The organism is Rhodocytophaga aerolata (assembly GCF_030503435.1).
GTDB lineage: Bacteria > Bacteroidota > Bacteroidia > Cytophagales > 172606-1 > Rhodocytophaga > Rhodocytophaga aerolata.
In genome coordinates, this window is record NZ_JAUKPO010000022.1 from 105,054 (window position 1) to 125,310 (window position 20,257).

At 47.2% G+C, this 20,257-nt stretch carries 23 protein-coding genes; 21 read left to right on the forward strand and 2 right to left on the reverse strand.

The features are described 5' to 3' along the window. Positions 1-128 precede the first annotated feature (128 nt). Entirely contained in the window at positions 129-731 is a 603-nt protein-coding gene (locus Q0590_RS26340) for a type IV toxin-antitoxin system AbiEi family antitoxin domain-containing protein (RefSeq protein ID WP_302040627.1), read from the forward strand. Next, positions 728-1,582, forward strand: coding sequence for a nucleotidyl transferase AbiEii/AbiGii toxin family protein (locus tag Q0590_RS26345; protein ID WP_302040628.1), 855 nt, complete (start codon positions 728-730; stop codon positions 1,580-1,582). The genes Q0590_RS26340 and Q0590_RS26345 overlap by 4 nt, the downstream gene beginning before the upstream one ends. A 135-nt stretch (positions 1,583-1,717) precedes the next feature. Here Q0590_RS26345 and Q0590_RS26350 read toward each other — a convergent pair whose 3' ends face one another. Next, positions 1,718-2,110, reverse strand: a complete 393-nt coding sequence (locus tag Q0590_RS26350) for a hypothetical protein (protein WP_302040629.1) — start codon at positions 2,108-2,110, stop codon at positions 1,718-1,720. A gap of 762 nt (positions 2,111-2,872) precedes the next feature. Here Q0590_RS26350 and Q0590_RS26355 point away from each other — a divergent pair. The 3 genes from Q0590_RS26355 (at position 2,873) to Q0590_RS26365 (ending at position 4,247) form a co-directional block, all read left to right on the forward strand. Beyond that, positions 2,873-3,139, forward strand: a complete 267-nt coding sequence (locus Q0590_RS26355; RefSeq protein ID WP_302040630.1) for a hypothetical protein — start codon at positions 2,873-2,875, stop codon at positions 3,137-3,139. Between the two features lie 95 nt (positions 3,140-3,234). After that, positions 3,235-3,471, forward strand: a complete 237-nt coding sequence (locus tag Q0590_RS26360; RefSeq protein WP_302040631.1) for a hypothetical protein — start codon at positions 3,235-3,237, stop codon at positions 3,469-3,471. 95 nt (positions 3,472-3,566) lie between these two features. After that, positions 3,567-4,247: a hypothetical protein gene (locus tag Q0590_RS26365; protein WP_302040632.1), complete on the forward strand. Its 681-nt coding sequence runs from the start codon at positions 3,567-3,569 to the stop codon at positions 4,245-4,247. Here the strand turns inward: Q0590_RS26365 and Q0590_RS26370 are convergent. Further along, the gene (locus tag Q0590_RS26370) at positions 4,244-4,423 is read right to left on the reverse strand and encodes a hypothetical protein (RefSeq protein ID WP_302040633.1); all 180 of its coding nucleotides are present in this window, start codon (positions 4,421-4,423) and stop codon (positions 4,244-4,246) included. The genes Q0590_RS26365 and Q0590_RS26370 overlap by 4 nt on opposite strands. A gap of 176 nt (positions 4,424-4,599) precedes the next feature. Between Q0590_RS26370 and Q0590_RS26375 the strand changes: the two genes are divergently transcribed. The 16 genes from Q0590_RS26375 to Q0590_RS26450 all read left to right on the forward strand — a co-directional run bounded on the left by Q0590_RS26375 (position 4,600) and on the right by Q0590_RS26450 (position 19,747). Continuing rightward, positions 4,600-5,199 carry a PD-(D/E)XK nuclease-like domain-containing protein gene (locus Q0590_RS26375; protein WP_302040634.1) on the forward strand — a complete coding sequence of 200 codons (600 nt, stop codon included), beginning with the start codon at positions 4,600-4,602 and terminating at the stop codon, positions 5,197-5,199. Positions 5,200-5,429: 230 nt separating this feature from the next. Further along, positions 5,430-5,939: a JAB domain-containing protein gene (locus Q0590_RS26380; protein WP_302040635.1), complete on the forward strand. Its 510-nt coding sequence runs from the start codon at positions 5,430-5,432 to the stop codon at positions 5,937-5,939. A gap of 325 nt (positions 5,940-6,264) precedes the next feature. After that, on the forward strand, positions 6,265-6,558 hold the full coding sequence (locus Q0590_RS26385; protein ID WP_302040636.1) for a hypothetical protein: 294 nt from the start codon (positions 6,265-6,267) through the stop codon (positions 6,556-6,558). Positions 6,559-6,633: 75 nt separating this feature from the next. Continuing rightward, entirely contained in the window at positions 6,634-6,891 is a 258-nt protein-coding gene (locus Q0590_RS26390; protein ID WP_302040637.1) for a hypothetical protein, read from the forward strand. An 11-nt stretch (positions 6,892-6,902) separates the two neighbouring features. Then, positions 6,903-7,208, forward strand: a complete 306-nt coding sequence (locus Q0590_RS26395) for a hypothetical protein (RefSeq protein ID WP_302040638.1) — start codon at positions 6,903-6,905, stop codon at positions 7,206-7,208. After that, positions 7,192-9,813 (forward strand): TraG/VirB4 family ATPase, encoded by a 2,622-nt coding sequence (locus tag Q0590_RS26400; protein ID WP_302040639.1) that lies wholly within the window; start codon positions 7,192-7,194, stop codon positions 9,811-9,813. The genes Q0590_RS26395 and Q0590_RS26400 overlap by 17 nt, the downstream gene beginning before the upstream one ends. After that, complete coding sequence (locus Q0590_RS26405; protein WP_302040640.1) at positions 9,806-10,810, forward strand: conjugal transfer protein TraG N-terminal domain-containing protein; 1,005 nt, start codon at positions 9,806-9,808, stop codon at positions 10,808-10,810. The genes Q0590_RS26400 and Q0590_RS26405 overlap by 8 nt, the downstream gene beginning before the upstream one ends. 175 nt (positions 10,811-10,985) lie before the next feature. After that, complete coding sequence (locus tag Q0590_RS26410; protein ID WP_302040641.1) at positions 10,986-11,603, forward strand: conjugal transfer protein TraK; 618 nt, start codon at positions 10,986-10,988, stop codon at positions 11,601-11,603. A 37-nt stretch (positions 11,604-11,640) separates the two neighbouring features. Then, positions 11,641-12,537, forward strand: a complete 897-nt coding sequence (locus Q0590_RS26415) for a DUF4138 domain-containing protein (RefSeq protein ID WP_302040642.1) — start codon at positions 11,641-11,643, stop codon at positions 12,535-12,537. A 46-nt stretch (positions 12,538-12,583) separates the two neighbouring features. Beyond that, positions 12,584-13,714 (forward strand): conjugative transposon protein TraM, encoded by a 1,131-nt coding sequence (gene traM / locus Q0590_RS26420; protein WP_302040643.1) that lies wholly within the window; start codon positions 12,584-12,586, stop codon positions 13,712-13,714. A 57-nt stretch (positions 13,715-13,771) separates the two neighbouring features. Continuing rightward, positions 13,772-14,683, forward strand: a complete 912-nt coding sequence (locus Q0590_RS26425; RefSeq protein WP_302040644.1) for a hypothetical protein — start codon at positions 13,772-13,774, stop codon at positions 14,681-14,683. A 403-nt stretch (positions 14,684-15,086) separates the two neighbouring features. After that, on the forward strand, positions 15,087-15,539 hold the full coding sequence (locus Q0590_RS26430; RefSeq protein ID WP_302040645.1) for a BfmA/BtgA family mobilization protein: 453 nt from the start codon (positions 15,087-15,089) through the stop codon (positions 15,537-15,539). Between the two features lie 4 nt (positions 15,540-15,543). After that, complete coding sequence (locus Q0590_RS26435) at positions 15,544-16,611, forward strand: DUF5712 family protein (protein ID WP_302040646.1); 1,068 nt, start codon at positions 15,544-15,546, stop codon at positions 16,609-16,611. 72 nt (positions 16,612-16,683) lie between these two features. Next, the gene (locus Q0590_RS26440; protein ID WP_302040647.1) at positions 16,684-18,576 is read left to right on the forward strand and encodes a type IV secretory system conjugative DNA transfer family protein; all 1,893 of its coding nucleotides are present in this window, start codon (positions 16,684-16,686) and stop codon (positions 18,574-18,576) included. A 21-nt stretch (positions 18,577-18,597) separates the two neighbouring features. Further along, complete coding sequence (locus Q0590_RS26445) at positions 18,598-19,038, forward strand: hypothetical protein (RefSeq protein ID WP_302040648.1); 441 nt, start codon at positions 18,598-18,600, stop codon at positions 19,036-19,038. Between the two features lie 298 nt (positions 19,039-19,336). Beyond that, positions 19,337-19,747: an energy transducer TonB gene (locus Q0590_RS26450; protein WP_302040649.1), complete on the forward strand. Its 411-nt coding sequence runs from the start codon at positions 19,337-19,339 to the stop codon at positions 19,745-19,747. Positions 19,748-20,257: the final 510 nt, after the last annotated feature.

Here is a 20,257-nt window from a genome sequence, read left to right on the forward strand (position 1 = left end):
CCCATAAAGCATATGATCTGTCTTTATAGGCGTTGAATAGGTAGTAGATAAGTAACTTGTCTGTCCTATCTATTTTAGTTAATTTTACTGCACTTATTAATAAGTGCAGTAAAATTAACTAAAATAATATGCATACATTAATAGAATCGATTTTCAAAAAGGGAAAAGGCTATGCCAGGCTAAGGGAAGTGAAAAAGGCAGGCATTAATCCTTACCAGCTTCAAAAATTGGAAGAGGAGGGGAAGGTAATAAAAATCAGCCGCGGGCTCTACCGGTGGCAAGAAGACATACTGGCAGAGGAGATGACAGAAGTAGGGCAAATGGTGCCTAAAGGCGTATTCTGTCTCTACTCTGCCTTAGCTTTTTATGAATTAACAACCTATATTCCTCACCAGTACCATGTAGCCATCGAGCGAAGCCGAAAAATAACGCTTCCTGCTTATCCACCCATCAAACTCTACTATTGGAGCCCGAAAGCCTACCAAATTGGAATATCTCAATTGCCTTTGGATCAAAAAGCTGTTAGTCCCAATCATATAGCTATTTATGAGATGGAAAAAACCCTCTGTGATGTGATCAAATACCGCAGTAAGATGGGAGCAGATCTGGTAAGAGAGACATTGATAAGCTATCTAAAAAGAAAAGACCGGGATCTAGAAAAACTGCTGACCTATGCAAAACTGCTACGGGTGGAGAAGATTCTGCATGATTACTTAGCCTTGCTTTTATGAGTAAGAATCCTGCTGCCGCCATCCGGGCAAAGTTGCTCACGCTCTCAAAAAAAGAAGGGCAGACCTTTCAGTTGGTACTCATTCGGTATTTTCAGGAAAGGTTGTTATTCAGACTATCCCAATCTGAGTATCAACGCCATTTTTGCCTAAAAGGGGGTGCTTTACTGTATGCCTGGGAAGGACTCAAAAGCCGACCTACCAAAGATGTTGATTTGCTAGGAATAAATGTATCAGCTGATGCAGAAACGTTGAAGCAAATATTTGGAAGGCTGGCCGCGATTCCCTATCCAGATGATAGGGTGTTGTTTGAACAGCCCATGGAAACTGAGCAGATCAATAAAGAAGGTGGCTATCAGGGCATTCGTATTCATCTGGAGGCTAGATTAGAAAGCATTAGGCAACGCATACAAGTAGACATTGGCTTTGGAGACGCTGTAATTCCCTCACCGATGCTTATTAGCTATCCTACGTTACTGGAAATGGAACCACCTAAGGTGTGGGCCTATTCAGTAGAGTCAGTAATTGCAGAAAAGTTTGAAGCGATGCTTGATTTAGGGGCTGCTAACAGCCGCATGAAAGATTTTTATGATGTTTATCAGCTCTTGCAAAGAGCAGACTACCAGGAAGGAATAGTAGCAGCGGCAATTAGGGAAACTTGCCTGCGTAGGGGGACCACTTACCAGGACTCACACAGTTTGTTTACCAAAGCTTTTTCAGAGGATTCTAGCCGACATAAACAATGGCAGGCTTTCTTGAAAAGAGCAGGGATAAACCAGGTGGTTTCCTTTAAGGAAGTAATGGAAAAGATTACTAAGGCACTCAAGCCACACTATGAGGTGCTTAGAAAATAGGAGCGGGTAGAAATAGGAAAGAGATAATAGGTTTGGGCAGTTGCAAGAATAAATACATATGCAATGTTTTGCTAAGCTCATTATCAATAAGCAGTATTGTCTTTCTTGGGCTATTCATTCTTAGTTTGTACGTAGTTATTTAGGAATAGAAAGCATTTTTTCCAATAGATTTACCTGTTTTTCTAAAATAGCTATCATTCGCTCTTTATCTGTAAGTTGCTTGTCTTTTTCCGTCTGTAGAGACTCCAGGCTTTTAACTTTCTCTTTCAGCAACCCCACTTCAAAGGTCTGCTGGCTAACCTGCTCTTTTCTAACAAACATCTCGCCTTCTCCCCGAAAAAGCCATTCGGCTGAAAGCTCTGGGAAACGCAGCAGGATATCCATCAGGGTATCATAGCTGGGCTTGAACTTTTTATGCAGGATACCATAGATTTTCTCAGAGCGCTCATAGCCAAGCTCTTTGGCAAACTGATGCGTATTGAGCCCTAGGTAATCTAAAAATTCCTGTAACCGGTCTGCAATATCCATAAAATGTGATGATTTTTCTAAAGGTAAAAGTAGAAAGAAAGTAAAGGGATTGCAAATTTATTTGTATTTCTAGGTAATAAGGTACATAATCCCAGCAGAATCTATGGCTATAAAAGTAAGTTTGTCTACCGCTAGCCTATAGATGCGCATGCGTAGCTACCCTATCCTGAAGGCTACTTTTCTTGCACTACTTGCATCTTAGGTGAGAGAATCCTTTCGCAACACATTCATATAGGAACCATTTTGTATAAGAACCCTTTCCTGCATAAGTAAGTAATTCCCCACACGAAAGACTCACTCGATAGAGAGCCTACCGGCAGTAAGGCTCCTTGCCCCGCTGCCGCTACACACCCAAGATATGCTTTTCTATCAGGGTATGCAAGGATTCGCCTGGCCGAACGCTTACCAAAGCGTTTCGTCCTTGCATAGCCTGATAGAAAAGCCATGGTATCCCCTGTGAGGGTGGGTGTAGCAGTGGCAGCGGGGCAAGGAAAAAGTTAAAAGCATGAGGGTGGAATGTATGCTTGGTTGTTACTACAAAAAAAAATGTAATAAAAATCATTAAAAAATATGAAAATTTAGTAATAAAGACCTAAAGAGGCAATTTTTTGCGTCAATTTATGCTAAAAAATATGAAATAATATGGATATTTTATGCAAATATATTTGTATAATTCGAGTGATTTTGCTATCTTTATATAGATCAACAAAGCACGATAGCTGATATCGTTAATAAACCGCTCAACAAAACCAAAAAACGAGTATGCACACCTTATCCATCACCGAGGCCCGCCGGCAGCTTTGCCAAACGGTCTCTACCTTTGAAGATGTCACCGCCTATAAAGTAGAATTTGGTCTATGGGACCAGGCAGAAAAGCCCTATATCCGGTTGTATGTGAATTGCTGTGTAGAAGAGCAAAACCACTTTATTCATGCCGAGGGCACCACCCTTGTAGAAGCTATCGGAGAGCTTAGAAACTGGTATGCCAAGCTATCTAAAGAGAAACTCATCCTGCTCTTACACGAGTAACTGCCGGTAGCCCATGCGGATAACCCCTAGATAAGAAGTTTCTATCCCTTTCTGTTTCTTTCTTTACTTCTCCCTCCAACCCCTCACCTTTCGTTATGATCTACTCTTTGGCATCGGGCCTGTATCAAGGCCTTACCGTCTGCTATAGCTACCTATGGGAAAAAGCAGAGATACATTACGATTCCTTTGGGACATTCAATGGCGGTACCCCGGCTATCCTCGAGATTACTATTGAAGATGTCAAAGCAGGAGATACAAGCATTATGGACTACCTGAGCGGAATGGTCTTAGAAGGCCTAGAGGAGGAAGTAGCAAGGGTGCTGGAAACGTAAGGCAGCAAGGGAGAAGCTATTTACCAGGCAACCTTTTGCTGCCAATTATTTGAATAATAACAATCCATTTTGTAAACAAGTAAACCCTTATACCCATGAACAACAAAGCTAAATCCGAAAAAGAGCAGATGGTCACCGATGGCCAGGAAACGAACCTAGAAGCAACCGGGCAGGCCATAGACCCCTCACAAGGGCAGACAGTAGCCTCCTCAGAGCAGGCCATAACAGCTGTATCCCGAGAAGATATCCGCTACCTGGAAGGCAGGCCCAAGCAATATAGGGCGGATGCCAAAGCCGGGCAATTCACTATCCACGGAACGGATCCGGTAGGGGACACGCTGCGTTTTACTCCTATTGCCTGGCGGTTTTTCGAAGATGACATCCTGCAGCTAGGGCACAAAAAATGGGTAGAGCTCTTTTTTATCGATGATAAAAACTGTTTGTCTGCTATCCTGTTTCATGGCTATAGCCGCGAAGCGCTGGAAAAGCTTGCCCAGGATCTGTTCTATGAGGACGTTACCTTATCTGGCGTAGTGCTGCTGGCAAGGTTTATCCAAAAGAAAAACGAGAAAATAAAGCCTGCCGCCACCTACCATATTGCCAGCTTTGAAATCGAAGAACTGCTTTCAGAAGACCATCGCCGGGAGCTGGAGCGATATGCGGGAAGGCAGAAGATCTACCGGCTGGAAACTCTTTCAGAAACCTGCCAGCTGCAGGCTTTCTACAACTATTACCTCCCGGAAGATTTTTCATCCACAGCCGGGCAGGTAGCCTAAAAGGGGCTTTCCCGATCTATCAAGATAAGGAAAGAGGGCTTGCTCTCTTTCCTTTCTTTCGCCACCCCTTTACCCCGATGGTTGCCTGTTCTTTCGCTCTTTTCGGCCATAGGACCTCTTCCGGCTACACTATCTCCTTTACCTGCTGATCTTCTGGCATTATTTTCTAGCGCCACCTTTAAAGGCTGCAGAAGCCAGGTAGACTATTTGTTTCCCTTTGCAAACGGTTGCCTAGAAAGCTATATAGGTGCCATCACTCATCATCGTGTCATCAATCATGATATAGTCATCCATCAGTTTATCAGTAACCTACCTTCTGTCAGTAACCTGCTTCTATCAGTCACCTCTTTCTATGTATTATCAGATAAAACGTATTTCCAATAGTGATCTCTATATTGCCAAGCACCTGATCATGGGCCTGCCTTTCCGCAAAGCGAGCAAGGCCTTTGATTTTGGAACACTGCTGCATCAGGCCTTGCTTGAGCCGCATCTGCTGCAAAGTAGCAGCTATGCCCTAAAACATCACAAGCTCCTGCAGCGTTGCCTCTACCGCATCCGGCAGGACCCGGAGTGCATGCACTTGCTGGAAGGCTCAAGGGAGCAGGAAGTGTATTGGGAGGATTTCTATACCGGGGTAGCCTGTAAAGGCAAACTGGATGTGTTAGGACAAAACCGGGTAGTGGACCTGAAAACCACCAGTGCCCGCAGTGAAAAAGAGTTCCGCGCATGCATTCTCCGCTATGAGTATGACCGGCAGATGGCTTTCTATGCCGATAGTGTCAAGGCCAGTGAGATCACGCTTATTGGCGTCTCTAAAACCGTTGACCGCTTGTTTGTTGTCCATACCGATCACCGCAGTGAGCTCATCACGCTGGGTAGAGCCAAGTACCGGTTCATTCTGACTAAAATCAAGGAGCTGGATCTGTTTGAAAAAATATACCAGAGCAGGTAGAGGTAGAAACTGCCTGCCAGAAAGGCTTCCCTCAAGTGCTCTTCTGCTAGCGGCATGTGGGCTGTTAGCGCAACCTTTGCCCGCCATATACTCTTCTACAAGAATAGTTCTCCCATCGCGGAAAACCTCTTTTTCAGGCCGTGCAGGTAATCAAGCTTGCGTCAATAACCCCATCAAGCCATGCAATACCATACGTCTATGAAAAACTATCTAGTCATACACCTATCTATATGAAAAAACATCAATCTATGAAAGAGCATTCATCTATGCGAAACCCTTATCAACGCAAGTCTTCCACCCACGGCATTGCCGAAATTGAGCTCGTTTACCGTTGTCAGGGACCTAAACGTTCCCGGCGTAAAATCACCTGCGCGCAGGATGCTTACCTGGTGCTGCGTCCTTTCTGGCCGAAAGATACCATCTGCCTCTATGAACAGTTTCGCATCCTGCTGCTGGATCGGGCAAACTACGTGTTAGGTGTTGCGCTCCTCTCCAGCGGAGGCATAGCCGGCAGTGTGATGGATCCAAAGCTTGTTTTTGTCACTGCCCTCAAAGCCAAAGCCTCCTCGCTGATCCTGGCCCACAATCACCCAAGCGGCAATAACAAGCCAAGCCGGATAGACTTTACCATCACCCGGCAGCTCAAAGAGGCTGGAACCCTGCTTGAGCTGCCTATCCTGGATCACCTGATTCTTACCACAGATGGCTATTACTCTATGGCCGATCAAGGGGTGCTGTGACCAGGGAAAGGACATCTTACCCCTATGGGCAGCCCGGATAGCTAGAAGGCAATAAAAAAAATGAAAAAATAATTTTTGATGGGCTTTGCTTTCTTTTCACTAGAAGAGAAGAAAAAAGATAAAAAAGGCTTCTATAAATAAAGTGATTACCAGGTAAATTTTATTGGAAAAATTATATTTGATACTCTAGCCATTAACACCGTTTTGTTTTACTGAAATAACACTTTATATTTGTAAATATAAGCAAATAATTCATTTATGGCTTATTGAAGAAGAGGTGATAGATAAGTAAGGTGATTGATTAAATAGTAATAAAATGCAATTTATGTATCTGCTTCTTTGCCTAGCTTTGCTTCTCTGTTGCCTCACGAGATGGCTGCTGCTTGGATACAGGTATCAGCGCGCAAAGAAAAGAGGGGAAGCCATCTCGCCGATTATTTATAAAACCTATCACCTGCCAAGGCAAGTAGGGCAAGAGCAAGTGGGACAAGAGCTAGTTGCAGCGCCTGTAGCCGCCCCTGCCCCGGTTGCGCACACCAACACGCAGCATCCGGTGCCGGAAGGGCCTGCCCCTGCAGAAAGCCGACCCCTAACGGCTGTTCTTAACTTTGACGCCTAGGGCTTGATTCTACAGGGCTGGCATTAAGTGTTTTTAGAAAACAGTTTATTCCTAATCGTTTATACCATTCATTGTATGCCTATCAGATCACTGTTCCTGCAAGCCACCACTGGGGCTTTGCAAAATTTTTCAGGCTTTGTCATCTTAGCCATCAACATCATCTTCATCATCGTGCTGGCCATCGGCCTGATTAACACTGTGCGAAAGTTCATTACCAATGACCCAGGGGCCATGGGAAGCCTGGGTCAGCTGATTGTGGGCGTGATCGTCTTTTTGGCATTCACCATTTTCAAAGAAGACCTGCAAGGCATCTTTGGCACCTTCGCCGGATAACTACTCAGCCGATGAAAACCTACAAATCCCTTGAGCGCAAAAGCCTTATTCTGGGAATGCCCCTGACAGATCTGCTGCTGCTGCTATCTCTGCTCATTGCCTTGGTGCTGCTTGGCAGCATCGGCAGCCTTTTCTTTCCCGTATCCAGGTACTATTACCTTGCTACGGTAGCCATTATTGCCGGACTCTATCTGCTGATGAAGTTCATCAACCGCAAGGGGCACCCTCATTTCCTTTTTGCTGCCCTCTCTTTTCATTTCAGGCAGCCACATGTCATTCACCCCTATACCTCTAATACCTATGTCACATCCAGGTAAACGCCCAAAAAGGGCGGTCTCTCTAGCGGCTATCTATCCACTCTATAGCATCGAGCAGAACAAGCTGATCTTAAAAGATGGCCGGGTGGCCCTTGGCTTTGAGCTGCAGGGGGCAGAGATGGAAAAATGGTCAGAGCCAGAATATGATCTGCTCAACGCCACCTTTAGCGGCGCGCTCAAAATCTTGCCTTGCGGCACGGTTGCCCAGAAAACAGATATTTACTATGATCATCCCTATAGGGAGCAGGTAGCCGATAAGCCTTATTTTCAAAGGAAAAATGCCGGGTATTTTCTCGACCGGTTAATGCTTTTTCACAAAAGCTACCTGTTTATCTCTTTTCCGGCAGAAAGACTACTTAAAACCAACTCCCTCAATACACTGCTTGCTGGCCTGGGGAAATCCATGCTGCAGGATCCTTTTGCAAACATAGATACCCGGATGGGGCAAGCAGAAACCATCGGCAGTGAGTTTGCCTCGAGCCTGCAGACCCTGCCAGATATCCGCCTGCATCGGCTCCCAGGGGAAGCCTTGGCCGGGCTATATACCCAGTATTTCAATCTTGCGTTTGATCACTCACCGGATGGGTTTGTCCGCGGGATAACTAATCATCTGTCGGGCCTTAGCGTAGGAGAAAAGAAAGTGAGGATTGCCAGCTTGAAAGGGCAAGGGGCAGCAGTGCATCCATGCCTGAAAAATGGCTATGGCGTGCTTTCTCCGTTTATTTATCCACTGACCAGCGGACTGCCTTTCCCGCATATGCTCTCGCAGCATATCCTGATCGAAGACACCGAGAAACGGCTCAAAACGCTGGATACCGAGCGCAAGATCAATAACTCGCTGAGCTTTCTTTCCACGCAGGATAATGAGCTCAAATCTGTAGAACTCGATGCCTTTACAGCCGGTATCCGGGCCAACAATAAACGGCTTGTTTCCATGAACCTCTCAGTAACCCTGTTTGAAGCGAGTGATAAGCTCCTGAAAGGCTACCTGGATCAGACCGTATCTGCTTTCCGGGAGCTCACAGGGGCTGAGTGTATGATTGAAAGCTACGATGCGGCTAGTATCTTTTTTGCCAATGCGCCAGGCAATGGCTATCAGCTGCCAGACCGGTGGCTATTAATGCCGGCAGATTATGCCGCCTGCTATGCTAACTTTACGACCAGCTACCAACCGGATAAAACCGGCGAATTTCTCTGTGACCGCTTCCGCAATCCGCTCCTGGTGAATTTGTTTAATACCTCGCTCAACAATCAGAATTGCCTCACCATTGGCCCTTCCGGATCAGGGAAGTCCTATACGATGGGCAGTTTTATCACCCAGCGCTATGAGCGGGGGGCAAGGCAGATCATTATTGATGTAGGCGGCACCTATAAAAACGTGATGGAGAGCTTAGTGGGCCTCGATGCGTATTTTGAATACGACATCATCCATCCGCTTTCCTTTAACCCCTTTCTGCTCGATAAGCAGGAGGGGAGATACCAGGTATCCGGGGATAAGATCAACTTTCTAACCGCCCTGCTTGCCATATTATGGAAAGGGGCCGGTAGCAAAACGCCCCTGACCCCTGCCGAGCGGGCCATCCTGCTGCGCATCATTCCTGCCTATTATGCCTATCTAAACGAGCATACGGGTCATGAGCATACGGGTCATGAGCATACGGGTCATGAGCATACGGGTCATGAGCATACTGGTGAACTGCCCTCCCTGAAAGGATTTTACCAGTATCTAAAGCGAATGGATGAAGAGAAGAAGGGGCAGGAGGCATACAGGCAGCAGATGCAGTTTTTTAACCTCCCGCAGTTTCTCATCGTACTCTCGCCTTTTGTCGAAGGGACCTATGAGCATGTGCTCAATGCAAGCCGCGAGATGGACATCTCCGATTATCCACTCGTCTGCTTTGATATGGCCAGAATCAAGTCAGATCCCACGCTATATCCGCTTATTTCTATGCTCATCACCGAGCTTGCCTTAGATCAGATCCGCAAATACCCAGGGGTGATTAAGTACCTTTACATGGATGAAGCCTGGAGCATGCTTTCTGATTCCATGGGCGATTGGGTAGAATCGATGTATCGCACGATCCGCAAGAACAACGGCTCGATGTGCATTATCACCCAGGGCATAGATGAGATCACCCATAGTCCGGTAGGTGCAGCCATCCTTGCCAATGCTTCCACGCAGATTATCTTAAACCATACAGACAAAAATCAGGTAGCGAAGGTAGCCAAACAGCTAGGCTTTACCACCCATGAGGTAGACAAGATCCATTCGATGCGTAAAGGGACAGACTACCGCGAGCTGTTCATCAAGCAGGGGGATATAAGTAAGGTATATTGCCTGGAGGTTTGTCCGCATTTAGATGCCGTGCTCTCTTCCAAGCCTATGGAGCGTAATTACCTTAGGGAGCTCACCAGGCGCTATGAGGGCAATATTAGCTTTGCTGTCAATCAGTATGTAGAGGACCGAGGGCTGAAGAAAGGAATCTTTGCGCAGGAGGCATCTACGGATCAAGAACGATCCGAACATCAAGAACGATCCGAACATCAAGAACGATCCGAACATCAAGAACGATCCAGTGATCAGGAAGGATTTGTCCATGAATAATATGTCAGCCAATCCCTCTTTCCTGCAAGCTGTTTTAGAGCTTTCAGGCATCATCATCCGCAGCTGTGTGTTTATTGTGCCTACCTTTGTAGCGATTGTCTTGATTGTTTCCCTGGCCAAAGGGTTTACCTCCGCAGGGGGGGTAGGGGTGGATTACTCGCCCCTGGTAAGGGGATTTATCCTGATGGTGAGCCTGTATTTCTATCAGGAGCTACTAGGTATCGTTAGCTCGGCCATTGAAGGGTTTGTAGGCATGATCGCTCAGCCGGAGAACATTTATGCCCAGTTAGATGATTTGCAGGGTGGCTTATCACCCAATGATCCCGAGAATAGTAGCTTAACCGGGTATGTGGATCAGGCCGTGGCTTTTATCGAATCCTTCGACCTGCAGGCGATGCTTCAGTCAATGGTACTCGGGGGCATTGCCTCCCTGGCCAGAAAACTCATTGAACTGCTCCGCCAGACCCTGCTAGGCTTTTTGTATGTGGTGGGCCCGATGGCTATTGCCTTAAGCGTATTGCCAGGCTTTGGCCGCTTGTTTCTCAAGTGGTTTCAAAATTATTTGTCCCTGCAGTTCTGGAGCCTCACCCTGGTGATCTTAGATAACCTCGTAGTGCTCTATACGGATTTTACCAAGGAGCGCGTATCTATCCTGAGTGGCGCCCCGGCAGCGGTGGCCGGGGAGCGCATAGATTTTCTGCTCATCAGCCTTGTTATCACTATTCTCTATTGCATGGTGCCCTACCTGACCTCACTCTATATCGGACAGACCAGCAGCAGCGTATTCCAGAGCAAGGTCATCGGTATGGCTACGGCCGGAACGGCCCTTGCAATGAAAGGAGGCGCGGCCCTTGCAGGATCCGGTGGATCGGCCGCCCTGCTATCCGGTGGTAGTGCGGCGACTTCTGCTCTAACCAGTGCGGTTCGTGACGGAACAAGAGGCGATACACCCGCGCAGGCAGGAGGGCATTCGCAGCGTATTCCCATCAGGGAGTAATGTTATAGGGAGTAATGTTATAGGGAGTAATTATCAGGGAATAACACTTCTCTCGCATACGCTAAAAAAAATTACCATACGAGAATACCCATCTGAGAAAATCATTCATCTGAGAAAATCACCCATCTGAGAAAATCATTCATCCGTTCATTTTTCAATCTTCTTTCCTTATCCTATGTTTTCCTCTGTTAAAGACCATCACCAAAGCTTTCTGGCTTTAAAGCAGGTACTGCTCACCACGCTAATCGGTGCCTTTCTGCTCAATGGACTGCTCGTCTACTATATCTTAAGTCAAGATGAGAAGCATAAGCAAAAGGTGTATGTGGTAAGCGAGGCTGGCAGCTTTGCTGCCCTAGCGCAAACGGAGCGGAAAGTATCCCTCCATGAGGCCCGTAACCATGTAAAAACCTTTCTTTCCACCATGTTTGCCCATGATGCAGCCAGCTATAAAGAGCGCGTGGAAAGCGCCTTGCACCTGGTAGGCAAAGCCGATGGCGGGCGGATTGTGCGTGATTTTACCAAAGGCAAGGTTTATGAAAATTATGTCCGCCTCGGCAGCCGGACAACCTTGCAGGTAGACTCTGTCATCCTGGATGCATCCAAAAGGCCCCTAGCGGGAAAAGCCTATGCCAGGCAGACCATTCACCTGGATGCTGACTCCCAGCAGTTTCCCATAGCCATTTCCTTTGAGCTCACAGAAACCTATCGCAGTGAGCAAAACCCCTTTGGCCTGCTGCTAGAAAACATGCATTATATCCACTATAACCCGCAAGGAAATCCCCCTACCAGGTAACAATTAGGTAAGTGCGAATACACTAACTCACTAAGCAATGAAAAAAATACTGCTCTACCTGTTGCTACTGCTAGCAGGAAAAGAAACAATTGCCTCAGGACTTCCTCACCAGACGGCTACGCCTGCTGCCCTGGTAGATACCATCTATGTTTCTCATGCGGCAACTACTTATCTGCTTTTTCCACAGCAGGTAGAGATGCTTGATCTAGGCATCGGGGATAGCTACCACCTTAAAATGGAAGGACGCTGTGTCTTTCTGAAAGCAAAAGACAGCAAGGCCCCCCTGACCAGCCTTTTGATCAACTACCGCGATACGTATCTACTCATCCTGCTTGCCTATACTCCTGCACCAACACGCTATTTGTATGATTTCTCCAGGCAAGCAACGGGCAAACAAGCTTCAGGTAAACAACTGGAAGGCAAACAAGCAGTAGGCATGTTGCCAGAAGACACCCTGCCTTCCGCAATGGATCCCTTGCCTGGCAAGCAGCAGCACCCGCGAAGCGTTGGCGAGCAGCTAGCGGCTTTGCAAAAGGATCCAACACCTGCCTTGCTTGCTTCAGGCAAAAAGGATAACCTGCAGCTTTTCCTAACCAGGGTAACCCTGGATACAGGGGCTATTTATTTAGCGTTAGCGGTGGACAATGAGTCTTCTATGGATTTTACCATGGCCTATATAAGCTTTGAAATCCTTGAAAGAAAAGGCAGGTATTTTTCTTCTAGGAATCAACACAGAAAGCAGCAGATCCCTGTAGCCTGCCTTGCCCCTGAGAGACTTGTAGCCGGCAAGAAAACAACGCTGCGCTATGCACTACCCCTCTATGCCCTGCGGGCAAGAAGCAAACTGCTGATCACGCTCAAAGAAGCCTCCGGTGAGCGGGTGCTCCGCCTGCCTATTCCTGCCCGCCTGCTGATGAAAGCCCAAAGGCTTTAGTCAGGCATGAGTGCCATTATTATTCCTGAACTATTGCTTACCCATCATGAAAAAAGAACAAGTCCTAAACATTCTAAAAAAGCACTACCTGCTCCTCGGCCTGACCCTGTTAGCCATCCTGCTGCTCATCGGGCTAGGCATCAAAAGTGCCTTTGGCCCACGCCTCTCTACCCCTATTGCCAGTATTGCTCCCGCGGATACGCTTCTTTCTGCGCAAGTGTCTTCTACCTTAGAGCGCTACCTGGAGGAGTTAAAACCCAAACCAATCTATCAGGCAGCCAAAGAAGAGATCATGGCCATGGATTTTTCTAAACCTTACCGCCCTAAACCCATAGATAGCATTAGGCAAGTAGATAGCATTCAGCTAGTAGATAGGGTGAAGTCTGTGAAAGCAGATAGGAAGGATTTAGTAACGGTAGCTGCCACCAGGCAAGAAACATCTTCTTCCAGCAGGCCGGCCACAAGAACGACTGCCTTTGTAATAAAGGGGAAGGATACTAACAAAATAAAGGATCCGCTCACTGGAACGCTTCCGGCAGGAGATGGCTTTTATACCCTTAAACGGGCAGGAGCCACCAAAGAAGGAGCCACCATGGGAGGAGCTACTACCCGGCAAGCAAATACTCTACAGGCAGATACCCGGCAAGCAAGTACCTTGCAAGCAGATGCAACGACAGCGAATGCAAGGCTAGGGGATGCAACCTCGGTACCTGCAACCTCGGTACCTGCAACCCCATCCAAGCTAGTAAGAGCCGTTATTGAAGGTGATCATAGCCTTTCCATCGGAGCGCCGCTCAGGCTGCGGCTAACCGGGCAAGCGCTGTGGAGTGGAGAGGTGTTTCCGGCAAACACCCTCTGCTATGGCCGCCTGACAGGAGGGAGCAACGGACGGGTCACTATTCATATTACCCGCATGGGCAACACCCCTCTTTCGTTAAGTGTCTTTGATCAGGATCTCAAGGAAGGCATCCGCTATGGGCTGCAGCAGCCAGAAAGTGAGGCGCTTACAGAGACTAGCCACCAGGCCTTAAACGAGGTGTTCTCTTCCCTGCCCTATGGCGGTGTAGCCGGCGGCCTTGCCCGGCTTGGACGCAATTTGTTTGGGAAAATAGGCAAGGGGAAGCAAGGGCGTATCCACCTGGCTGACGGCTACCAGGTATGGGTGGGCAACCCGTAAGGGTACGGCCTTCACGTAGGTAATCAGAATAGATCATCCATTAACTCAACCACTATCATGAAAAGCGAATCTTTTAGTAAAGTAGCCACCACAAGCATACGCACCAGGAGCGTACGTATTAAGAAAGTACTTACCAGTATGCTGCTTGGGCTGCTTATCTTAAGTAGCCCCCTAGTGCAGGCGCAAATGCTCGTCTATGATCCCATGCAGTTTAGCAACATGGTCCAAAGCATTGCCCAGCAGGCAAAGCAGGTCTTAAATTCAGCCAAGATGCTCTCGGAAACCAAAAACATCCTCACGCAGGCCGTCCGCACCAAAGAAGAGCTGCAGAATTTGCATCAGCTCACCCGAAAAGCGCATGAGGCTTTAAAAGTAGCCCGGGGCATCGTGGATCTTAAATGGTCAGACCTGGATCCCTTGACCAAAAAAGCCCTGGACCTGCCAGTTGACCCGCACCGCTATCTGCCAGACAGCCCCTTAAAGCAGACGCTGCGGGAAGCCTTGCAAAAAGACCCTACTGCTAGGAGTGCCCAGGAGCTCTATACGCTGCTATCCGCCATTACTTCCTATTCGGATCTTTCCGGCAGTTATGCGGATTTCATCAGCCAGCAGCAAGGCTCCCTGCTCTCTCAGTTTTCCCTCCAGGAGATGGCCGATCAGAAATCCTTGCAGGCCGCCTTATCCTACAACCAGCTTTCTGAGCAGATGATCTCTCAGGCCCATGAGCTGATGACGGCTGTCAAAACGGACTTTAAGCTCACCATGAACGATTCCGAGCGGCTCACCAGCTTAAAGCAATGCCAGGACCTGCTGCTCCAAAGCCTGGAGCTCAAACTCAAAGCCGATCAGCTGCTGCAAGCATCCGGAAGCAAATCCGGGAGTGCCAAACATACCCTGCAGCAAGCCTATAAGAATGCCTTGTTCCGCCGCTCTCTTGCCCAGACCCCGCAAGTGAAATACGGGCAGTAAATCTGTAGCCGAATACCTAGCAAATGGGCTTGCGCTAAAGCCAGCAGCCATACACGTCTTGCCATCTATGCCTTCTGGTTTGCACGCTAGGGGGGAGAACGCTGGCGGGGAGAGGAGCCTGGGGCCAGGAAGCGGATGTCTAGAACAGGGGACAGGCAGGGAGGGGCAATGTAGTCAGGTACCGGGTAGAGATAACAATATAAGGAATGGTAGCCCGTATCTGGTGGGTTGTGGTCAGCAAGAAGGCATGACACAGGTACTAGTAAATATCTGATAGTCAGTAAACTGTATGCACTATATGTCTTTTTTGGATACTTCTTCTACTAACGGATTGATACTCAGTAGCTAAGTGGATACTTTATCAGGGAACACGTATCATGGGATACTTTATAAAGAATAGTTTATGAGTGATCAGTCAGAAGCTAAAACAACAGACAGGCGGGTAAACGTGAAGATTTCTTCGCAGGTGCATGGGCTGGTAGTTAAAGCCGCCAGCGATCTTGGGATGCCAGTGAAAACCTATACCGAAGCGGCCTTGCGCTTTTTTGCCACCCGCAAGCTGGATCCCACCGGCTTTAAGGAAGGCGATACGGCAAGAGTACTCACTCATCTGGAGAAAGGCATCAACCGGGTATTATCCTATATGGTAACCCAGGAAAAGCACCTGCTCCACCAGCTGTTCCTGGAACTGATCAACACCCGCATTGTCTGTGAGATCCTGCTTTCCAATCTGCACAAACTATCGGATCTGTCAGCAGAAGAGGAAAGCAAGCTGCGGGAGTACAACCAGCAGTATCTCTCCGGGCGCAAAGCATCCATTTTGCAGCAGTATGAGGATAAACAAAAGCCTTCCTGATTTTATGCACTCCAAGATCATCCGTCCGGCGATACATGGCAAAAAGGCCTATGACAACAAAGGCTCTTGCGCTACCCTGATCCATTATTTGGGTCATGAAGGGAGGGAAAAAGGGGAAGGGCTCACTTTTTTCAATGCCTGCAGAAATGATATTCTCCCCAGTGAAGCAAGGCAAGCGATTGATGGGAACAGGAAAGGATTACGGGAAAGAGAAACCAAATTTTATAGCCTGGTGCTCTCTCCTTCCCCGCAAGAGCTCACCCATATAGGCAATGAGGCTGATAAATTAAAAGCCTTTACCAGGCAGGCCATGCGTAACTATGCGGCAAGCTTCCAGGAAAAGCAGGGCACATCCGTTGAAGAGAAGGATCTCGTGTGGTATGCCACGATTCATCAACATCGCACCCACAAAGGGGGGGATGTGGCCGTAAAAGAGGGCATAGCCTTGGCAGGAAAGCCCAAAGCGGGCCTGCATACCCATGTGCATGTGCTTGTCTCTAAGCTGGATCAAAGCGGGCAGAGACGGCTCAATCCACAAGCAAGCAAGGAGCAGTTCCATATAAAAGGCTGGCAGGCACTCAACGAAGCCTCTTTTGGAAAGCTGTTTGGCTATCAACAAAAAGAAGTGGAACGAGGGCAAAGCCCGCAAAAAGCCCCTGAGCAAAAACCTGGGGTCCTGCAAGCTTTGCAGGCTCGTATCTCTGGGAAAGTAGCACGCATCAATGGCATGCTATCTAAAGGAGAGGAGCTTTCGCTAAAAGCCGTGCTAGCCCTTGCAGCGAAAAGAAGCTATGGGCAAACCTTTTTTTATAACCTCCACCGCCTGGAGGAAAACTTACGGGAAGGCCGTCCGGTGCATCAGCCCTTGCATCTACTCGAGCATAACAAAGATCAAAAACCTGCCCTTGACAAAAAGGCATCTATTCCCCATGCCGTTTCCAGGGTTTGCCAGGCATTAGGGGGCCAAGGGATAGTGCAAACGGAGGAGCTAGCCTTGCCCGAGCTGAAAGGAAGGTTCCGCAGGAGAAGGCAAAGGCTGCCTATCAGGCAAAAGGGAGGCCTCAGCCGGTAAATCAATTAGGCGAATCACTACATTTCTCATCACCACGCTTCTCATCATTACTTATTCTCCTTACTCCGGATCATGCCAACTAACTCACTTGCTTCTATCGCCCTCTGCCTGCTGGCTGCCTTGATGGCTGGGGAGTATTATCTGCTCGGGCACCTTGATCCGCAGCACGTCCTGCAAAATGGGAACCGGGCCTTACTCTTGCTGCTCAAAGCCACCTACAAAGCCGGTGTGTATATTCGCCTAAGCTTTCTTGTTTTCTATTTTCTCTCCCTAGCAAATATGTCTGCCCTTTCGCTAAAGGTAGAAAGAAGAGAAAAAAAGAAAAGCTATCCCCTGTTTGGAGGCTACCTGCTTTTATTTGTCTGCTTTGGCCTGCTGCTTGCCTGTATTCACTTGCCTGCTGCCCTCTACATTACCTACCTGTATCCGCTAGCGGTAGGGGGCGTGCTAACCTCGGGCGTACTGCTGGCTCCTTTCCTCCAGAAGGGTAGCAGCGGAGGGTTTGGGGTGAAAAACGAAAAGCGAAAGCTGGAAAATGCTTATAGCTTTCATTTTAAGACTGCAGATGGCTGGATCAATATTGTTAATCCCTTCCGGGGCATATTCATCAGCGGAGGGGCAGGATCAGGAAAATCCTTTTCGCTGGCCAATCCCATTATCCATCAGGCGGTCAGCAAAGGCTACTGCGGCCTGGTGTATGATTTTAAGTTTCCAGTGCTGGCCGAGCAGGTAAACAAGGCATTGATTGTAAATGGACCAAGTGATGTCAAGCATTACCTGGTGAATTTCTATGACCTGACGCGCAGCCACCGCTTAAATCCGCTAAAACCGCAGAACCTCTCGCAGGTGGCCTATGCTGAAGAATATGCCCTCGCTATCCTGCATAACCTCTGGCCGGAGAGTATCCGCAAAAAAGATTTCTGGATCCGTTCGGCAGCCTCCATTCTGACGGCCGTGATCTGGTTTCTAAAAACGCATCATCCTCTCTACTGCTCGATTCCCCATGTAGTGAACTGTCTTCTCTATAAAGATTATCTGCACCTGATGGCTATGCTTGATAGCGATGAGCAGTGTGGAGATATGATCCGCAGCGCCCTGACAGCTATAGAGAACGGTGCCGAAAACCAGGTCGCCGGCGTCATCGGCACTCTGCAGATTGCCATTGTGCGCATCAACACCCCGCAGATCTGCTGGGTGCTTTCCGGAGATGATTTCGATTTGGATTTAACTAATCCATCTGACCCCAAGCTGCTCACCTTAGGTAATCATCCCAGCCTGTCTGATACCTTTAGTCCCCTGATCTCCTGTATTGCTACCGTGGCCTTAAAACGGATGAATCAACCAGGTAAGCGGCAGAGTATGCTGCTGCTGGATGAGGCGCCCACGCTCTACATCCCTAAGCTGGAGATGATTCCGGCTACCGCCCGCTCAAACAAAGTCGCTACGATCTACATGGCCCAGGACTTTTCGCAGATGGTCGCCCATTACGGCAAAGAAGTAGCCGACGTGATCATTGCCAACCTTAATAATCAGTTCTATGGAAGGGTGGGCGCAGTGGCCACGGCCAAGCATGTATCCGAGCTCTTTGGCCGGGAAGAAAAAGAAACGCAGAGTATATCGGCTGGCCGGAGCCTGCAGGGCGAAAAGCAAAGCAATAGCCAATCTCTGTCCAAAAGCCTGCAGGAACGCCTGCTCGTGCGTCCGCAAGATGTAACAAGCCTTCAGGTAGGGGAGTTTGTCGGCATGAGTGTAGAGAGCAAAGAGCCCTATTTCTGGAGCAGGATCCTTATAGAGCATATTCCCCTAAGGGGTTACAAGGAATCAGATTTTGCTATTCCTTCCTTTGCCCGGGGTATAGATGTGCAGGAGAACTTTTGCCGGATTAAAAAAGAGGTAGAAGCCATTATTCGCCAGTATGAGAAGAAAGCAATAAACATCCCAACTAAGAACCGTGGTTTATCATAATCCAAACATCTAAGTAAAAGTATGCATAAGTATAGTAAAAGTATAAGATCAGTTATAAAGCTCCTCTGTTGGGGGATAGTATCTGTATGGATACTAGCCTGTAGCAAAGAGGAGAGGGGAATCAATGTAGAAGAGGCCCTGCGCTATCAGGTAGAAAAAGAATTTGATGGAAAGTTAGCACTAGTTTCCTTTAAAGAAATTAGCACCAAACAAGAGCCTGTTACCGATGCTCAAATTTATGCCGTCTCCTACCAGGCTACTGTTCACGCCAATCAAGATCTTCGCTGGGGCACAAGCCGGGAGAATAAATTATCCAGGTTTGTACCCTATGCAGCAGAAAACAACGTTGGTTTTCAAAACCGGGAAATCACCAAAGCAGGTGAAAAAAGACAAGTAACGTATACGATTGTTTTTCAAAAAAAGGATGGCAAGTGGATAGATCAATTTAAGAAAGCTTACTGAGAGCAAAAATACATCGGGTAATCCTTATAACGCCTACTCCCATTGTTCTGATAGAGTGTAGGCCTAATTCTGATGAAGCACTAGTATAGTTTGGTAAAGGGTATACTAGCGGTTAATGAGTAAAAGCTTTTTGTGCCAAGCAGCAGCCTATTTTTAGCTTGAGGGTGTTGACCAAGTTTAGTTTTTCTTATACATGCTTGAGCGATCAGACTTTCTTATAAATGTCTTGTTGCTGCCTAGCATCATTCAACGTAAGAAACCTTTTTCTGCTAGTAACACATAAACGACCAACTGCCGTATGAAACCTGTCTTCGTAGTGATTTTCTTTGTATTTGGTATAGGTGCCCTAGCCAATGCCCAGGATATGGCTAAAGCATCTTACCAAGAAGTGACTCAACCACATCTGCAAGTAGATAAACAAGCGATGTATCCTGGTGGTAAAAAGGGCATAGACCTCTATATCATGCAAAATATCAGATATCCTCAGCAGGCAAGAGAGCAACGAATAGAAGGAAAAGTGTATGCAAAGTTTACGGTAGGCAAGAAGGGAAAAATAACAAAGATCGAATTTTTGCAAAGTGATCATCCTCTTTTTGAAAAAGAGGCAGAAAGACTCTTGAAGGGAATGGGCAAATGGATTCCGGCATATGTTGATGAGCAACCAGTAGAAGTTTCCTACATGTATCCCTTTACATTTAAGCTGGGATAAATTCACTAGCTGCGCTTACAGGTAATTATAAGTAGCACATAGTAGGTAGGACATAGGTAGTGAGGAAATGAGCTGTTAATCCATCAGATATTGGGATAGCTAAAGCCTAAGAGGAAGTTATTGTAAGTACTCTTTGCTTGTAACAAAAAAACTGTAAGCATGCTAGTATATTTGATTTCCTTTCTACCCTCTATCTAAAAAATTTGGGAGCCTACTACATCCAAGCGAATAAATAGTAGAAAAAATAGAAAAAATACCTATTTTCAGGTATTCCTTTTTATAGGGTGATCTAGTAAATTTAAGTGGTTCTTTCATCGTGCGCAGAAGAAAAAAATGATAGATAATCAACGCATAAGCTATAGAAGTGTAGTCACTTGTCACCGGTAGCAACCATTTCTTTTGTATTGCATGTAGGCTTTGAATCAAAGCAACGCACCGTATCCTTGTTTATAATCTATCCTTGTTTATAATCTATCCTTGTTTATAATCTATCCTTGTTTATAATCTATC

Coding starts and splice junctions, on each gene's coding strand:
- Q0590_RS26340 (WP_302040627.1), top strand. CDS start 129: ATGCATACATTAATAGAATCGATTTTCAAAAAGGGAAAAGGCTATGCC.
- Q0590_RS26345 (WP_302040628.1), top strand. CDS start 728: ATGAGTAAGAATCCTGCTGCCGCCATCCGGGCAAAGTTGCTCACGCTC.
- Q0590_RS26350 (WP_302040629.1), bottom strand. CDS start 2,110: ATGGATATTGCAGACCGGTTACAGGAATTTTTAGATTACCTAGGGCTC.
- Q0590_RS26355 (WP_302040630.1), top strand. CDS start 2,873: ATGCACACCTTATCCATCACCGAGGCCCGCCGGCAGCTTTGCCAAACG.
- Q0590_RS26360 (WP_302040631.1), top strand. CDS start 3,235: ATGATCTACTCTTTGGCATCGGGCCTGTATCAAGGCCTTACCGTCTGC.
- Q0590_RS26365 (WP_302040632.1), top strand. CDS start 3,567: ATGAACAACAAAGCTAAATCCGAAAAAGAGCAGATGGTCACCGATGGC.
- Q0590_RS26375 (WP_302040634.1), top strand. CDS start 4,600: ATGTATTATCAGATAAAACGTATTTCCAATAGTGATCTCTATATTGCC.
- Q0590_RS26380 (WP_302040635.1), top strand. CDS start 5,430: ATGAAAAAACATCAATCTATGAAAGAGCATTCATCTATGCGAAACCCT.
- Q0590_RS26385 (WP_302040636.1), top strand. CDS start 6,265: ATGTATCTGCTTCTTTGCCTAGCTTTGCTTCTCTGTTGCCTCACGAGA.
- Q0590_RS26390 (WP_302040637.1), top strand. CDS start 6,634: ATGCCTATCAGATCACTGTTCCTGCAAGCCACCACTGGGGCTTTGCAA.
- Q0590_RS26395 (WP_302040638.1), top strand. CDS start 6,903: ATGAAAACCTACAAATCCCTTGAGCGCAAAAGCCTTATTCTGGGAATG.
- Q0590_RS26400 (WP_302040639.1), top strand. CDS start 7,192: ATGTCACATCCAGGTAAACGCCCAAAAAGGGCGGTCTCTCTAGCGGCT.
- Q0590_RS26405 (WP_302040640.1), top strand. CDS start 9,806: ATGAATAATATGTCAGCCAATCCCTCTTTCCTGCAAGCTGTTTTAGAG.
- Q0590_RS26410 (WP_302040641.1), top strand. CDS start 10,986: ATGTTTTCCTCTGTTAAAGACCATCACCAAAGCTTTCTGGCTTTAAAG.
- Q0590_RS26415 (WP_302040642.1), top strand. CDS start 11,641: ATGAAAAAAATACTGCTCTACCTGTTGCTACTGCTAGCAGGAAAAGAA.
- traM (WP_302040643.1), top strand. CDS start 12,584: ATGAAAAAAGAACAAGTCCTAAACATTCTAAAAAAGCACTACCTGCTC.
- Q0590_RS26425 (WP_302040644.1), top strand. CDS start 13,772: ATGAAAAGCGAATCTTTTAGTAAAGTAGCCACCACAAGCATACGCACC.
- Q0590_RS26430 (WP_302040645.1), top strand. CDS start 15,087: ATGAGTGATCAGTCAGAAGCTAAAACAACAGACAGGCGGGTAAACGTG.
- Q0590_RS26435 (WP_302040646.1), top strand. CDS start 15,544: ATGCACTCCAAGATCATCCGTCCGGCGATACATGGCAAAAAGGCCTAT.
- Q0590_RS26440 (WP_302040647.1), top strand. CDS start 16,684: ATGCCAACTAACTCACTTGCTTCTATCGCCCTCTGCCTGCTGGCTGCC.
- Q0590_RS26445 (WP_302040648.1), top strand. CDS start 18,598: ATGCATAAGTATAGTAAAAGTATAAGATCAGTTATAAAGCTCCTCTGT.
- Q0590_RS26450 (WP_302040649.1), top strand. CDS start 19,337: ATGAAACCTGTCTTCGTAGTGATTTTCTTTGTATTTGGTATAGGTGCC.